Annotated in this window: 24 protein-coding genes; all 24 read right to left on the reverse strand. The window is 60.4% G+C overall.

All coding sequences use genetic code 11. The features are described from left to right. Positions 1 to 19: 19 nt before the first annotated feature. Complete coding sequence (gene secY / locus V3596_RS14285) at positions 20 to 1,333, reverse strand: preprotein translocase subunit SecY (RefSeq protein WP_334278435.1); 1,314 nt, start codon at positions 1,331 to 1,333, stop codon at positions 20 to 22. 20 nt (positions 1,334 to 1,353) lie between these two features. Continuing rightward, complete coding sequence (rplO, locus tag V3596_RS14290; protein WP_334278436.1) at positions 1,354 to 1,788, reverse strand: 50S ribosomal protein L15; 435 nt, start codon at positions 1,786 to 1,788, stop codon at positions 1,354 to 1,356. 28 nt (positions 1,789 to 1,816) lie between these two features. Beyond that, a complete protein-coding gene (rpmD, locus tag V3596_RS14295) occupies positions 1,817 to 1,999 on the reverse strand; it encodes a 50S ribosomal protein L30 (protein WP_282824699.1) in 183 nt (60 codons plus the stop codon). 25 nt (positions 2,000 to 2,024) lie between these two features. Further along, a complete protein-coding gene (gene rpsE, locus V3596_RS14300; RefSeq protein ID WP_334278437.1) occupies positions 2,025 to 2,543 on the reverse strand; it encodes a 30S ribosomal protein S5 in 519 nt (172 codons plus the stop codon). Between the two features lie 18 nt (positions 2,544 to 2,561). Next, positions 2,562 to 2,927 (reverse strand): 50S ribosomal protein L18, encoded by a 366-nt coding sequence (gene rplR / locus V3596_RS14305; protein WP_334278438.1) that lies wholly within the window; start codon positions 2,925 to 2,927, stop codon positions 2,562 to 2,564. 11 nt (positions 2,928 to 2,938) lie between these two features. Continuing rightward, complete coding sequence (gene rplF / locus V3596_RS14310) at positions 2,939 to 3,472, reverse strand: 50S ribosomal protein L6 (protein WP_334278439.1); 534 nt, start codon at positions 3,470 to 3,472, stop codon at positions 2,939 to 2,941. A gap of 18 nt (positions 3,473 to 3,490) precedes the next feature. Continuing rightward, positions 3,491 to 3,886 carry a 30S ribosomal protein S8 gene (rpsH, locus tag V3596_RS14315; RefSeq protein WP_282824706.1) on the reverse strand — a complete coding sequence of 132 codons (396 nt, stop codon included), beginning with the start codon at positions 3,884 to 3,886 and terminating at the stop codon, positions 3,491 to 3,493. A gap of 24 nt (positions 3,887 to 3,910) precedes the next feature. Further along, positions 3,911 to 4,216, reverse strand: a complete 306-nt coding sequence (gene rpsN, locus V3596_RS14320; protein WP_282824708.1) for a 30S ribosomal protein S14 — start codon at positions 4,214 to 4,216, stop codon at positions 3,911 to 3,913. 8 nt (positions 4,217 to 4,224) lie between these two features. Beyond that, positions 4,225 to 4,764, reverse strand: coding sequence for a 50S ribosomal protein L5 (gene rplE / locus V3596_RS14325; protein WP_334278441.1), 540 nt, complete (start codon positions 4,762 to 4,764; stop codon positions 4,225 to 4,227). 10 nt (positions 4,765 to 4,774) lie between these two features. Further along, complete coding sequence (rplX, locus tag V3596_RS14330; protein WP_334278442.1) at positions 4,775 to 5,092, reverse strand: 50S ribosomal protein L24; 318 nt, start codon at positions 5,090 to 5,092, stop codon at positions 4,775 to 4,777. A gap of 26 nt (positions 5,093 to 5,118) precedes the next feature. Further along, positions 5,119 to 5,487 carry a 50S ribosomal protein L14 gene (rplN, locus tag V3596_RS14335; protein ID WP_088286487.1) on the reverse strand — a complete coding sequence of 123 codons (369 nt, stop codon included), beginning with the start codon at positions 5,485 to 5,487 and terminating at the stop codon, positions 5,119 to 5,121. Positions 5,488 to 5,732: 245 nt separating this feature from the next. Further along, the gene (locus V3596_RS14340; protein ID WP_334278443.1) at positions 5,733 to 6,242 is read right to left on the reverse strand and encodes a peroxiredoxin; all 510 of its coding nucleotides are present in this window, start codon (positions 6,240 to 6,242) and stop codon (positions 5,733 to 5,735) included. 133 nt (positions 6,243 to 6,375) lie between these two features. Next, positions 6,376 to 6,645 carry a 30S ribosomal protein S17 gene (gene rpsQ / locus V3596_RS14345; RefSeq protein WP_334278444.1) on the reverse strand — a complete coding sequence of 90 codons (270 nt, stop codon included), beginning with the start codon at positions 6,643 to 6,645 and terminating at the stop codon, positions 6,376 to 6,378. Then, positions 6,645 to 6,842, reverse strand: a complete 198-nt coding sequence (gene rpmC, locus V3596_RS14350) for a 50S ribosomal protein L29 (protein WP_334278445.1) — start codon at positions 6,840 to 6,842, stop codon at positions 6,645 to 6,647. The genes rpsQ and rpmC overlap by 1 nt, the downstream gene beginning before the upstream one ends. A gap of 14 nt (positions 6,843 to 6,856) precedes the next feature. Then, positions 6,857 to 7,273, reverse strand: a complete 417-nt coding sequence (gene rplP, locus V3596_RS14355) for a 50S ribosomal protein L16 (protein ID WP_334278446.1) — start codon at positions 7,271 to 7,273, stop codon at positions 6,857 to 6,859. A 2-nt stretch (positions 7,274 to 7,275) separates the two neighbouring features. Then, positions 7,276 to 8,136: a 30S ribosomal protein S3 gene (gene rpsC, locus V3596_RS14360; RefSeq protein WP_282824722.1), complete on the reverse strand. Its 861-nt coding sequence runs from the start codon at positions 8,134 to 8,136 to the stop codon at positions 7,276 to 7,278. Between the two features lie 14 nt (positions 8,137 to 8,150). After that, positions 8,151 to 8,480 (reverse strand): 50S ribosomal protein L22, encoded by a 330-nt coding sequence (rplV, locus tag V3596_RS14365; protein WP_334278447.1) that lies wholly within the window; start codon positions 8,478 to 8,480, stop codon positions 8,151 to 8,153. Positions 8,481 to 8,491: 11 nt separating this feature from the next. Further along, a complete protein-coding gene (gene rpsS, locus V3596_RS14370; protein ID WP_282824726.1) occupies positions 8,492 to 8,770 on the reverse strand; it encodes a 30S ribosomal protein S19 in 279 nt (92 codons plus the stop codon). A gap of 10 nt (positions 8,771 to 8,780) precedes the next feature. After that, on the reverse strand, positions 8,781 to 9,605 hold the full coding sequence (gene rplB / locus V3596_RS14375; RefSeq protein ID WP_282824728.1) for a 50S ribosomal protein L2: 825 nt from the start codon (positions 9,603 to 9,605) through the stop codon (positions 8,781 to 8,783). Further along, positions 9,605 to 9,919 carry a 50S ribosomal protein L23 gene (rplW, locus tag V3596_RS14380; protein ID WP_334278448.1) on the reverse strand — a complete coding sequence of 105 codons (315 nt, stop codon included), beginning with the start codon at positions 9,917 to 9,919 and terminating at the stop codon, positions 9,605 to 9,607. Before rplW ends, rplB begins: the two co-directional genes overlap by 1 nt. Next, positions 9,916 to 10,536 (reverse strand): 50S ribosomal protein L4, encoded by a 621-nt coding sequence (rplD, locus tag V3596_RS14385; protein ID WP_282824732.1) that lies wholly within the window; start codon positions 10,534 to 10,536, stop codon positions 9,916 to 9,918. The genes rplW and rplD overlap by 4 nt, the downstream gene beginning before the upstream one ends. Next, positions 10,536 to 11,207 (reverse strand): 50S ribosomal protein L3, encoded by a 672-nt coding sequence (rplC, locus tag V3596_RS14390; protein WP_334278449.1) that lies wholly within the window; start codon positions 11,205 to 11,207, stop codon positions 10,536 to 10,538. The genes rplD and rplC overlap by 1 nt, the downstream gene beginning before the upstream one ends. 281 nt (positions 11,208 to 11,488) lie before the next feature. Further along, entirely contained in the window at positions 11,489 to 11,800 is a 312-nt protein-coding gene (gene rpsJ, locus V3596_RS14395; RefSeq protein ID WP_173121442.1) for a 30S ribosomal protein S10, read from the reverse strand. 97 nt (positions 11,801 to 11,897) lie between these two features. Beyond that, on the reverse strand, positions 11,898 to 12,020 hold a 123-nt coding region (locus V3596_RS14400), incomplete at its 5' end, for an EF-Tu C-terminal domain-related protein (RefSeq protein WP_465165651.1).

The raw sequence follows: 12,020 nt of genomic DNA on the forward strand, positions 1-12,020 counted from the left end.
CTTTCAATTTCAACCTGACTCAACCAGCCTTGAAGTTGGCCTTCTTCAGCAGCGATTCATACTGCTGACTCATCACGTAAGACTGAACTTGCGACCAGAAGTCCATCGTGACAACCACGATGATCAACAGCGAGGTTCCACCGAAGTAGAACGGCACGTTGTACTTGAGATTCAAGAACTCCGGCAACAAGCACACTGCCGTGATGTAGATGGCACCAGCCATCGTCAAGCGCGACAAGATCTTGTCAATATGCTTCGCAGTCTGCTCACCCGGGCGGATGCCTGGGATGAACGCGCCACTCTTCTTCAGGTTGTCTGCTGTCTCACGGCTGTTGAATACCAGCGCCGTGTAGAAGAAGCAGAAGAACACAATCGCAGCAGCGTAGAACAGCACGTAGATCGGCTGTCCAGGGCGCAGCATGTCGGCGATGTCCTTCAGCCAACGAAGGCTGTCACCCGTCGCGAACCAGCTCACCACCGTGGTCGGCAGCAGGATGATCGACGACGCGAAGATCGGCGGGATCACGCCCGACATGTTCAGCTTCAGTGGCAGGTGCGAGCTTTGACCGCCGTACACCTTGTTGCCCACCTGGCGCTTGGCGTAGTTCACCAAGATCTTGCGCTGACCGCGCTCGACGAACACCACCAGATAGGTCACGGCGACGACGATGGCACAGACGAACAGGAAGGACACAGCGCCCATCGAGCCCGTACGAACCAACTCGGCCAGACCACCAATCGCACCCGGCAGACCTGCAGCGATACCGCTGAAGATCAGGATCGAGATCCCGTTGCCCAGACCACGTTCGGTAATCTGCTCACCCAGCCACATCAGAAACATCGTGCCGGCTACCAGGCTGGAAACCGCGGTCAGACGGAAACCGAAGCCCGGGCTGATCACCAGGCCAGCCGAACTTTCAAGCGCCAGCGCAATGCTCAGCGATTGGAAGATGGCCAGGCCCAAGGTGGCGTAGCGCGTGTACTGCGTAGTCTTGCGACGGCCTGCTTCGCCTTCCTTCTTCAGCGCTTCCAGGCTCGGCACCACATAACCCATCAACTGGATGACGATGGAGGCCGAGATGTAGGGCGTGATGCCCAGCGCGAAGACGGTAAAGCGCGACAGCGCACCGCCCGAGAACATATTGAACAGGCTCAGGATGCCACCTTCCTGACCCTTGAAGAACTGCTGCAGCTGAACCGGGTCGATACCGGGCACGGGGATATGCGCCCCGATGCGGTACACAACCAGAGCCAGCAGCAGGAACACAAGGCGGCGACGCAGGTCGCCGAACTTGCCGCTCTTGGCCAGTTGGTTTGCGTTGGTGGTAGCCACTGTGCCTAGTTCCTAGCGCTTCAGACGACGACCGAGCCGCCAGCGGCTTCGATGGCAGCCTTGGCACCTGCCGTAGCAAGCACGCCCTTGAGCGTGACCTTGCGGCTGATGGAACCCGACAGGATGACCTTGACGTTCTTGGTCAGTTCGGGAACCAGGCCCACGGCCTTCAGCGTCAGCAGGTCGATTTCTTCGCCGGCCAGCGCTTGCAGATCACTCAGGTTGATCTCAGCGTTGAACGGACGAGCCAGCGACTTGAAGCCACGCTTGGGCAAGCGACGCTGCAGGGGCATCTGGCCGCCTTCGAAGCCCACCTTGTGGTAGCCACCGGCGCGCGACTTTTGACCCTTGTGACCACGGCCGGCAGTCTTGCCGAGACCGGAGCCAATGCCACGGCCCACGCGACGCTTGGCGTGCTTGGCACCAGCGGCAGGCTTGATGGTATTGAGTTGCATCTTCTAATCCTCTGTTCTGTTCAGGCGCTTACAGCACTTGAACGAGGTAGGCGATCTTGTTGATCATGCCGCGCACTGCCGGCGTGTCTTCCAACACGCTGGTGCTGTTCAGCTTGCGCAGGCCCAGGCCAGCCACGGTGGCACGGTGCGATGCACGGGTGCCGATGGGGCTGCGGACGAGCTTGACCGTCACGGTTTTCTTGTCAGACATGTTGAGTCTCTCCAGAACTGGTGAATCAGCCGACGATGTCTTCGACCGACTTACCGCGCTTGGCGGCGACTTCCGATGCCGTGGTGGAGCGCTTCAGCGCGTCCAGCGTGGCGCGGACCATGTTGTACGGGTTGGTCGAACCGTGGCTCTTGGTCACGATGTCGGTCACGCCCATCACTTCGAAGACGGCGCGCATCGGGCCGCCGGCGATCACGCCGGTACCGTTTGCAGCCGGGATCATCATGACGCGGGCGGCGCCATGCTGGCCGGTCACGTTGTGGTGGATCGTGCCGTTGCGCAGGTTCACCTTGACCATGTTGCGACGGGCCGATTCCATGGCCTTCTGCACGGCGACCGGAACTTCCTTCGCCTTGCCCTTGCCCATGCCGATGCGGCCGTCGCCGTCACCGACCACCGTCAGTGCTGCGAACGACAGCGTACGGCCGCCCTTCACCACCTTGGTGACGCGGTTGACCGCGATCATCTTTTCCTTCAGGCCGTCGTCGTTGCCTTCAGCCTGCGCGCGGGGTTGAAACTTTGCCATTTCTAAATCCTTTGTGCGTCAGAACTGCAGGCCAGCTTCGCGGGCTGCGTCGGCCAGAGCCTTGATACGGCCGTGGTAGGCGAAACCTGCACGGTCGAAGGCAACCTTCTCGATGCCAGCAGCCTTCGCCTTCTCGGCGATACGCTTGCCGATCAGCACAGCGGCGGCAACATTGCCACCCTTGCCGTCGGCGCCCAGGGCAGTGCGAACTTCCTTCTCGGCGGTCGACGCGCTCGCCAGCACACGGGCGCCGTCGTCGGAAATGACGCTGGCGTAGATGTGCAGGTTCGAGCGGAACACCGTCAGGCGTGCAACTTGCTGAATGGCAATGCGGACGCGGGTTTGGCGCGAACGACGGATGCGCTGTTCTTTCTTGGTCATCATGTCGCTGCTCCTTACTTCTTCTTGGTCTCTTTGAGAGAGACCTTCTCGTCGGAATAGCGGATGCCCTTGCCCTTGTAGGGCTCCGGCGGCCGGAAGGCGCGCACTTCTGCGGCGATCTGGCCCACCACTTGGCGGTCCGCACCCTTGATCAGGATTTCGGTCTGCGTAGCGCACTCAACCTTGATGCCAGCCGGCATGTCCTTCACCACAGGGTGAGAGAAACCGATTTGCAGGTTCAGCTTCTGACCTTGGGCTTGGGCACGGAAGCCCACGCCGACCAGGTTCAGCTTGCGCTCGAAGCCCTTGCTCACGCCGGTGACCATATTGGCCACCAGTGCGCGCACCGTGCCACTCATGGCATCGGCTTCAGCCGTTTCGTTGTTCGGGGTGAACGTCAGCTTGCCGCCTTCGTTCTTCACGGTCACCAGGGCATTGACCGGACGGGTCAGCGTGCCCAGGGTGCCCTTGACGCTGATCTGGTCAGCGTTGATGGTCACGTCCACACCTTGCGGGACGGCCACCGGCATTTTTCCAACGCGGGACATTGTCGTCTCTCCTTGCGCTTAAGCGACGTAGCAGAGCACTTCGCCGCCGATACCGGCTTGACGTGCTTTGCGGTCGGTCATCACACCTTGCGGCGTGGTGACGATCGCCACACCCAGGCCATTCATGACCTGAGGGATGTCGTGGCGGCCCTTGTAGATGCGCAGGCCGGGACGGCTCACGCGTTCGATACGCTCGATCACCGGGCGACCGGCGTAATACTTCAACGCAATTTCCAGCTCGGGACGAGCTGCGTCACCGCGCAGTGCGAAGCCGTCGATGTAACCCTCATCCTTGAGGACCTTGGCGATCGCAACCTTCAACTTGGACGAAGGCATCACGACACTGGTCTTCTCAACGCTTTGTGCGTTGCGAATGCGAGTCAGCATATCGGCGATAGGATCACTCATGCTCATATGAAAATCTCCTAAACCTGCCGATTACCAGCTGGCCTTGACGACACCGGGGATGTCGCCCTTGAAGGCCAGCTCACGAATCTTGTTACGGGCCAAACCGAACTTGCGGAACGTACCGCGCGGACGACCGGTCAACTCGCAGCGATTGCGCAGGCGAGTCGGGTAGGCGTTGCGGGGCAGCTTCTGCAGCTCCAGGCGGGCGGCGTAGCGCTCTTCTTCCGACTTCTTGAAGTCGTTGATGATGGCCTTCAGTTCCGCATACTTCTTGGCGTACTTGGCGACCAACTGTTCGCGCTTCAGTTCACGTTGCTTGATAGAGAGTTTTGCCATCGGGCACCTCAGTTCTTGAACGGAAACTTGAACGCAGCCAGCAGAGCCTTGGCTTCGTCATCCGTCTTGGCCGACGTCGTGATGCTGATATTCAGACCACGCAGAGCATCCACCTTGTCGTATTCGATTTCGGGGAAGATGATCTGTTCTTTGACGCCGATGTTGTAGTTGCCGCGGCCGTCAAACGAACGACCCGAGATACCGCGGAAGTCACGAACGCGCGGCAGCGCGATGGTGACAAAACGGTCCAGGAATTCGTACATCTGAACGCCACGCAGCGTGACCATGCAGCCGATCGGCACGTTGTCACGAATCTTGAAGCCGGCGATAGCCTTCTTCGACTTCGTGACCACAGGCTTCTGGCCGGCAATCTTGGTCAGGTCGCTGACCGCATGGTCCATGACCTTCTTGTCCGCAACAGCCTCGCTCACGCCCATGTTGAGCGTGATCTTGGTGATGCGCGGCACTTCCATGATCGACTTGTAGCCAAACTTCTCAACGAGGCCTGGCACAACTTTTTCGCGGTAAATCGCTTGCAAACGAGCCATGTCGGACCTCTTAAGCCTTGATCTCTTCGCCGGTCGACTTGAAAACGCGCACCTTCTTGCCATCGGCGAGGAGCTTGATGCCCACGCGATCGGCCTTGCCGGATGCAGCGTTAAAAATCGCCACGTTGGATTGATGGATCGGCATCGTCTTGTCGACCACGCCGCCGGTGGTGCCCTTCATGGGGTTGGGCTTGACGTGCTTCTTGACGACATTGATGCCATCCACCACGAGGTGTGCATCATCGACACGCTGCGACACAGTGCCGCGCTTGCCCTTGTCGCGGCCGGTCAACACGATGACCTCGTCGCCTTTACGAATCTTGTTCATGGCAATACCTTTGACTTGACGAGGCCTTAAAGGACCTCAGGCGCCAGCGACACGATCTTCATGAAGCGCTCGGTACGCAGTTCACGCGTCACGGGGCCAAAGATGCGGGTGCCGATCGGCTCGAGCTTGGCGTTCAGCAGGACGGCAGCATTGCCATCGAACTTGACCAGCGAACCGTCTTGGCGACGCACGCCCTTGGCGGTACGAACGACCACAGCGCTGTAGACCTCGCCCTTCTTGACGCGACCACGCGGAGCAGCTTCTTTGATGCTGACCTTGATGATGTCGCCAATGCCGGCATAACGACGCTTGGAACCGCCAAGCACCTTGATGCACATGACGGACTTGGCGCCAGTGTTATCCGCGACGTCGAGTCGCGATTGCATTTGAATCATGTCTATCCCCAACTTTTCCCACGTCAGCCGCACGGCGACTTCAGTGGTCAGTCTTGGGCCCGTGGACCGATTGCAGCCTGCTGGCTGCGCCCGGCGGTTATGGGCGGATCCGAGGCCAAGACGCATTGCTAAATGCGCCTGACGTTCGGCGAAGCTTTGCATTATGCGCGATTACCCGAACCACTGTCAAGCGCTTCGGGCGCGCAATCCTGAAATCTCTCTCGAGGGCCTTCAGGTGGCCGTGTTCAGGCGGCCTTGGCCTGGGCCAGCATCGTGGCAGCGTCGCTGACCTCGAACTTGCCTGGACCTTCCACATTCAGCGTCTTGACCACGCCATCGACCAGCAGCATGGAGTAGCGCTGCGAGCGCAAACCCAGCCCCTTGGCCGTCAGGTCCAGCGTCAGGCCGGTTGCCTTGGCAAAGTCGGCACTGCCGTCGGCCATCATGCGAACCTTGCCCCCGGTCTTCTGGTCGCGGCCCCAGGCGCCCATGACGAAGGCGTCATTGACCGAGATGCACCAGATTTCATCAACGCCGGCTGCGCGCAGCGCGTCGTAGTTCTGCACATAGCCAGGCACATGCTGGGCCGAGCAGGTCGGGGTGAAGGCACCCGGCAGGGCGAAAACGGCGATCTTCTTACCCGCGGTCGCCTTCTCGATGTCGAAGCTGTTCGGGCCGATCGAGCAGCCTTCGCCTTCGACTTCGATGAATTCCTGCAGCGTGCCTGCGGGCACGCGGTCACCAATCTTCAGCATGGGAGGTCTCCTTCCTGTACTTCGGTCAATGGGAATCAATGAATGAGAAAGGCCGGAGCGCTGCGTGACAGCGACCCGGCCTCCAGATCAGCGCAGGGCACGCGGCCCCGCGGCAATCACGTCTTCAGCGCGATCAGACCAGCTGAGCCTTCTCGACCAGGCGGGTCACGACCCAGCTCTTGGTCTTGGACAGCGGACGGCCTTCGGCGATCTCGACGACATCACCCATCTTGTACTCGCCCTTTTCATCATGGGCGTGGTACTTGCGCGAGTGAGCGACGATCTTGCCGTACAGCTCATGCTTGGAACGACGCTCGACCAGAACCGTGATGGTCTTGTCGCGCTTGTCGCTGACCACACGACCCACCAGGGTGCGCGTGTTCTTTTCTTGAGCTTGCGTCATCACACGGCTCCCTTCTTCTTCTGGGCCAGGACAGTCTTGACGCGAGCGATGTCGCGACGAGTCTTGCCCAGCACCGAGTGGTTCGTGAGCTGTTGAGTTGCCTTTTGCATGCGCAGGCCGAAATGGGCCTTGAGCAGGTCGGTCACTTCCTTTTCGAGGGCAGCGACGTCCTTGCCACGCAGTTCAGATGCTTTCATGGTGTTCTCTCCAATCAGGTACCGACCTGGCGAGCCACGAAGGTGCAACGCAGGGGCAGCTTTGCAGCAGCCAGCGTGAACGCTTCGCGAGCCAGGACTTCCGGCACACCGTTGACTTCGTAGAGCACCTTGCCAGGCTGAATTTCAGCGACGTAGTACTCAGGATTGCCCTTACCGTTACCCATACGGACTTCGGCAGGCTTCTGCGAGATCGGCTTGTCCGGGAAGATGCGGATGAAGATACGACCACCGCGCTTGATGTGGCGCGAGATCGCACGACGTGCAGCTTCGATCTGACGGGCCGTCAGACGGCCACGTTCAGTTGCCTTCAGGCCGAAATCGCCGAAAGACACGGCAGCGCCGCGGGTAGCAACACCAGTGTTACGACCCTTTTGCTCTTTGCGGTATTTGCGACGAGCTGGTTGCAGCATTGTTATTCTCCTTTGGCCTCGCCAGCAGCCGGAGCGGCGGGCTTGCGCACCACACGCTTGGCTGCGGGCTTGGCATCGCCGGCAGCGGCTTCAGCAGCCGGTGCAGCACCATCACGCGGACCACGATCGCCACCCGGACGGCCACGGCCGGTCGGGGCACCCGGACGGGTGTTGCGACGCGGACGACGGTCATCTTCAGCGCCAGCCGGCGTGTTGATCACCGGAGCATCGCCATTGGCCAGACGGTCGCCACGATAGACCCAGACCTTGACGCCGATGACGCCGTAGGTGGTCTTGGCTTCCGAGGTGCCGTAGTCGATGTCAGCACGCAGGGTGTGCAGGGGCACACGGCCTTCGCGATACCACTCGGTACGAGCGATTTCGATGCCGTTCAGACGACCGGCAGACATGATCTTGATGCCTTGGGCGCCCAGACGCATCGCGTTCTGCATCGCACGCTTCATCGCGCGGCGGAACATGATGCGCTTTTCCAACTGCTGGGTGATCGAGTCGGCGATCAGCTGAGCATCGATTTCAGGCTTGCGCACTTCTTCGATGTTCACTGCCACCGGCACGCCCAGACGCTTGGTCAGTTCGGCCTTCAGGCTTTCAATGTCTTCGCCCTTCTTGCCGATCACCACGCCCGGACGAGCCGAGTAAATGGTGATGCGGGCGTTCTTGGCGGGGCGCTCGATCAGGATGCGCGAGACGGCGGCATTCTTCAGCTTGGCCTTGAGGTACTCACGGACGCGCAGATCTTCGGCCAGCATCGTGGCGAAGTTCTGGTTGTTCGCGTACCAGCGCGACGCCCAGTTACGGGTGACGGGCAGGCGGAAGCCGGTTGGGTGGATTTTCTGTCCCATAGTCTTCCTTAGCCTCAGTTACCGACCGAGACGAAAATGTGGCACGTGGGCTTGCTGATGCGATTGCCGCGGCCCTTGGCACGGGCAGAGAAGCGCTTCAGCGTGGCACCTTGCTCCACATAGATCGAGGTGACCTTGAGCTCATCGATGTCAGCGCCGTCGTTGTGCTCGGCGTTGGCGATGGCGCTTTCCAGCGCCTTCTTGATGATCAGGGCCGCCTTCTTCTGGGTGAATTCCAGGATGTTCAGCGCTTGGTCCACCTTCTTGCCGCGGATCATGTCCGCCACGAGGCGGCCCTTGTCACACGAGAGGCGAACACCGCGAACGATTGCTTTGGTTTCCATCGTTGGCATCCTTACTTCTTCCCGGCCTTCTTGTCGGCCGGATGGCCTTTGAAGGTGCGGGTCAGTGCGAATTCACCCAGCTTGTGGCCGACCATCTGGTCCGACACATAAACCGGCACGTGCTGCTTGCCGTTGTGCACAGCGATCGTCAGACCGATGAACTCGGGCAGGATCGTCGAGCGACGCGACCAGGTCTTGATGGGCTTCTTGTCCTTGTTGGCAACCGCCTTGTCGACCTTGGCCAACAGGTGGCCGTCAACGAACGGGCCCTTCTTCAGTGAACGAGTCATGGCCTACCCTTTACTTCTTGCGACGCGAAACGATGAACGTCTGCGTGCGCTTGTTGTTACGAGTGCGGTAGCCCTTCGTGAGGGTGTTCCACGGCGACACAGGCGCCTGGCCTTCACCGGTACGACCTTCACCACCACCGTGCGGGTGATCCACCGGGTTCATTGCCACACCGCGAACGGTCGGGCGGATACCCTTCCAGCGGATCGCGCCGGCCTTGCCGTACTGGCGCAGGCTGTGCTCTTCGTTGGAGACCTCGCCAATCGTGGCGCGGCAGTCGATGTGGATGCGACGGACTTCACCCGAACGCAGGCGGACCTGAGCGTAGGTGCCTTCACGGGCCATCAGCACAGCAGACGTACCAGCCGAGCGAATGATCTGCGCGCCCTTGCCAGGCAGCAGTTCAATGCAATGGATGGTCGAACCCACCGGGATGTTGCGGATCGGCAGCGTGTTGCCGGCCTTGATCGGGGCTTCAGCGCCGCTCAAGATCGTCGCACCGACTTCCAGACCACGCGGGGCGATCACATAGCGACGCTCACCGTCGGCATAGCACACCAGAGCGATGTGAGCCGTGCGGTTCGGGTCGTATTCAATCGTCTCAACCTTGGCCGGAATACCGTCCTTGTTGCGCTTGAAGTCGACCACGCGGTAGTGGTGCTTGTGACCACCGCCCTTGTGGCGAATCGTGATGTGACCGTTGTTGTTACGGCCAGAATTCTGGATTTGCGGCTCAAGCAAAGCTGCGTGGGGCGCACCCTTGTGCAGATGCTTGTGCACCACCTTCACGACGGCGCGGCGGCCGGGCGAGGTTGGCTTGACTTTAACGACGGCCATTACGCAGCCTCCCCGGAGAAGTTGAGCTCTTGGCCCGCCTTCAACGACACATACGCCTTCTTGACGTGGTCGCGACGGCCAGCACGGCCACCAAAGCGCTTCGTCTTGCCCTTCACATTCACCACGTTCACAGCCTCAACCTCGACCTTGAACATCAGTTCAACAGCGGCCTTGATTTCGGGCTTGGTGGCGTCGCGCAGGACCTTGAACAGCACCTGGTTGTTCTTTTCGGCGATTGCCGTGGCCTTCTCGGAAACGATGGGGGCCAGCAGCACCGAGGCCAGACGGCCTTCAGAATATTTCACAGCGCTCATGCCAGCATCTCCTTGAGTTGCTCCATCGCGGCCTTGGTCACCAGCACCTTCTTGTAGTGAACCAGGGACAGCGGATCGGCGTAACGCGGCTCGCAAACCAGCACATTGGCCAGGTTGCGCGAAGCCAGCGCCAGGTTGTCGTCCACTTCGTCAGCGATCAGCATCACCGAGTCCAGGCCCATGGCCTTGAACTTGGCTGCCAGCAGCTTGGTCTTGGGGGCTTCGAGTGCAATCGAATCCACCACGGCCAGGCGGCCTTCGCGAGCCAGCTGCGAGAGGATGGCGGCCATACCGGCGCGGTACATCTTCTTGTTCAACTTGTGCGTGAAGTTTTCGTCGGGCATGTTCGGGAAAATCCGACCACCCCCACGCCACAGCGGCGAGGACGTCATACCAGCACGCGCACGACCCGTACCCTTTTGGCGGAACGGCTTCTTCGTCGAGTGATGGACTTGTTCACGGTCCTTCTGGGCACGCGTACCTTGGCGGGCGTTAGCCTGGAAGGCCACGACCACCTGGTGCACCAGGGCTTCGTTGTAATCGCGAGCAAACACGGTGTCAGGAGCGTCCACCTTGGAGGTGGCCTGACCTTGCTCGTTCAGGAGCTCGAGCTGCATCAGTTGGCTCCCTTCTTGACCTTGACCTTGACGGCAGGACGAACGACCACATGGCCATTCTTCGAGCCAGGCACAGCACCGCGGACCAGCAGCAGTTGACGAGCTTCGTCAACGCGCACGATGTCCAGGTTCTGCGTCGTCACGGTTTCGTCGCCCATGTGACCCGTCATCTTCTTGCCGGGGAACACGCGACCAGGATCCTGCGCCATCGAGATGGAGCCAGGAACGTTGTGCGAACGGCTGTTACCGTGCGAAGCGCGCTGCGAGCTGAAGTTGTGACGCTTGATGGTGCCGGCAAAGCCCTTACCAATCGAAGTGCCCTGCACGTCAACGACCTGGCCCACTGCGAACAAGGACACAGGCACTTGAGCGCCCGGCTTGTACTCGGCAGCCACATCAGCAGCGACGCGGAATTCCTTCAGGATTTCGCCGGCTTCAACACCCGCCTTGGCGAGGTGGCCAGCTTCCGGCTTGGTGACGCGCGATGCTTTGCGCGTACCGAACGCCACTTGAATGGCGCTGTAGCCGTCAGTCTCTTCGGTCTTGACCTGGGTCACGCGGTTGTTGGACACATCCAGCACCGTCACAGGAACGGCGTCGCCGTCGTCCGTGAAGATGCGCATCATGCCCACCTTGCGGCCCAGCAATCCGAGACGATTGCTAAGACTCATGGTTTTTCTCCAGCCCTCTTGCGAGAGCCTGTTTAAACAAACCCGACATCGATTGGCCGGGCTGCCAGATTGCACCGCACATCAAGGCTTGCGCCCCTCAAAGCGATGCGACAAAACCGCGCAGGCCAAGAGCCCACGCGGGAAAGCTGGCGAGTATAGCGTGAACCCTAGGGTTCCCGCAAGCCGCTGCGCCGCATCCGGCAAAAGAAAGGGCAATCTTGCGATTGCCCTTTTTCGCCGGCGAGGCGCCTTGCGGCACCCGCCAGATTTGACTGCAGTGATTACTGCAGCTTGATTTCGACGTCCACGCCAGCCGGCAGGTCGAGCTTCATCAGCGCGTCAACCGTCTTGTCGGTGGGATCAACGATGTCCATCAGGCGCTGGTGCGTACGGATTTCGAACTGGTCGCGCGAGGTCTTGTTGACGTGCGGCGAACGCAGGATGTCGAAACGCTGCATGCGCGTCGGCAGGGGCACCGGGCCCTTGACGATGGCGCCGGTGCGCTTGGCGGTTTCCACGATTTCCAGAGCCGACTGGTCGATCAGCTTGTAGTCGAAGGCCTTCAGGCGGATGCGGATCTTTTGCTTTTGCATGACTATTCCTTAAAGAACGTGCGGCTCAACTTGCTGTCTTGCCGCGAGTTTTGTGAGGCCGGGGCTGCCAAGGCAGCCCTGACCAGTCACGCAAAAATTAGGCAATGATCGTAGCGACCACGCCCGAACCGACGGTACGGCCACCTTCGCGGATAGCGAAGCGCAGACCGGTTTCCATGGCGATCGGAGCGATCAGCTTCACGGTGATGCTGACGTTGTC

It is taken from the genome of Roseateles microcysteis (genome assembly GCF_036880965.1).
GTDB lineage: Bacteria > Pseudomonadota > Gammaproteobacteria > Burkholderiales > Burkholderiaceae_C > JAUASW01.

Bases quoted from the DNA above. Each gene is read 5' to 3' on its own strand.
- rplO (WP_334278436.1), bottom strand. From the start codon at position 1,788: ATGCAACTCAATACCATCAAGCCTGCCGCTGGTGCCAAGCACGCCAAG.
- rpmD (WP_282824699.1), bottom strand. From the start codon at position 1,999: ATGTCTGACAAGAAAACCGTGACGGTCAAGCTCGTCCGCAGCCCCATC.
- rpsE (WP_334278437.1), bottom strand. From the start codon at position 2,543: ATGGCAAAGTTTCAACCCCGCGCGCAGGCTGAAGGCAACGACGACGGC.
- rplR (WP_334278438.1), bottom strand. From the start codon at position 2,927: ATGATGACCAAGAAAGAACAGCGCATCCGTCGTTCGCGCCAAACCCGC.
- rplF (WP_334278439.1), bottom strand. From the start codon at position 3,472: ATGTCCCGCGTTGGAAAAATGCCGGTGGCCGTCCCGCAAGGTGTGGAC.
- rpsH (WP_282824706.1), bottom strand. From the start codon at position 3,886: ATGAGCATGAGTGATCCTATCGCCGATATGCTGACTCGCATTCGCAAC.
- rpsN (WP_282824708.1), bottom strand. From the start codon at position 4,216: ATGGCAAAACTCTCTATCAAGCAACGTGAACTGAAGCGCGAACAGTTG.
- rplE (WP_334278441.1), bottom strand. From the start codon at position 4,764: ATGGCTCGTTTGCAAGCGATTTACCGCGAAAAAGTTGTGCCAGGCCTC.
- rplX (WP_334278442.1), bottom strand. From the start codon at position 5,092: ATGAACAAGATTCGTAAAGGCGACGAGGTCATCGTGTTGACCGGCCGC.
- rplN (WP_088286487.1), bottom strand. From the start codon at position 5,487: ATGATTCAAATGCAATCGCGACTCGACGTCGCGGATAACACTGGCGCC.
- V3596_RS14340 (WP_334278443.1), bottom strand. From the start codon at position 6,242: ATGCTGAAGATTGGTGACCGCGTGCCCGCAGGCACGCTGCAGGAATTC.
- rpsQ (WP_334278444.1), bottom strand. From the start codon at position 6,645: ATGACGCAAGCTCAAGAAAAGAACACGCGCACCCTGGTGGGTCGTGTG.
- rpmC (WP_334278445.1), bottom strand. From the start codon at position 6,842: ATGAAAGCATCTGAACTGCGTGGCAAGGACGTCGCTGCCCTCGAAAAG.
- rplP (WP_334278446.1), bottom strand. From the start codon at position 7,273: ATGCTGCAACCAGCTCGTCGCAAATACCGCAAAGAGCAAAAGGGTCGT.
- rpsC (WP_282824722.1), bottom strand. From the start codon at position 8,136: ATGGGACAGAAAATCCACCCAACCGGCTTCCGCCTGCCCGTCACCCGT.
- rplV (WP_334278447.1), bottom strand. From the start codon at position 8,480: ATGGAAACCAAAGCAATCGTTCGCGGTGTTCGCCTCTCGTGTGACAAG.
- rpsS (WP_282824726.1), bottom strand. From the start codon at position 8,770: ATGACTCGTTCACTGAAGAAGGGCCCGTTCGTTGACGGCCACCTGTTG.
- rplB (WP_282824728.1), bottom strand. From the start codon at position 9,605: ATGGCCGTCGTTAAAGTCAAGCCAACCTCGCCCGGCCGCCGCGCCGTC.
- rplW (WP_334278448.1), bottom strand. From the start codon at position 9,919: ATGAGCGCTGTGAAATATTCTGAAGGCCGTCTGGCCTCGGTGCTGCTG.
- rplD (WP_282824732.1), bottom strand. From the start codon at position 10,536: ATGCAGCTCGAGCTCCTGAACGAGCAAGGTCAGGCCACCTCCAAGGTG.
- rplC (WP_334278449.1), bottom strand. From the start codon at position 11,207: ATGAGTCTTAGCAATCGTCTCGGATTGCTGGGCCGCAAGGTGGGCATG.
- rpsJ (WP_173121442.1), bottom strand. From the start codon at position 11,800: ATGCAAAAGCAAAAGATCCGCATCCGCCTGAAGGCCTTCGACTACAAG.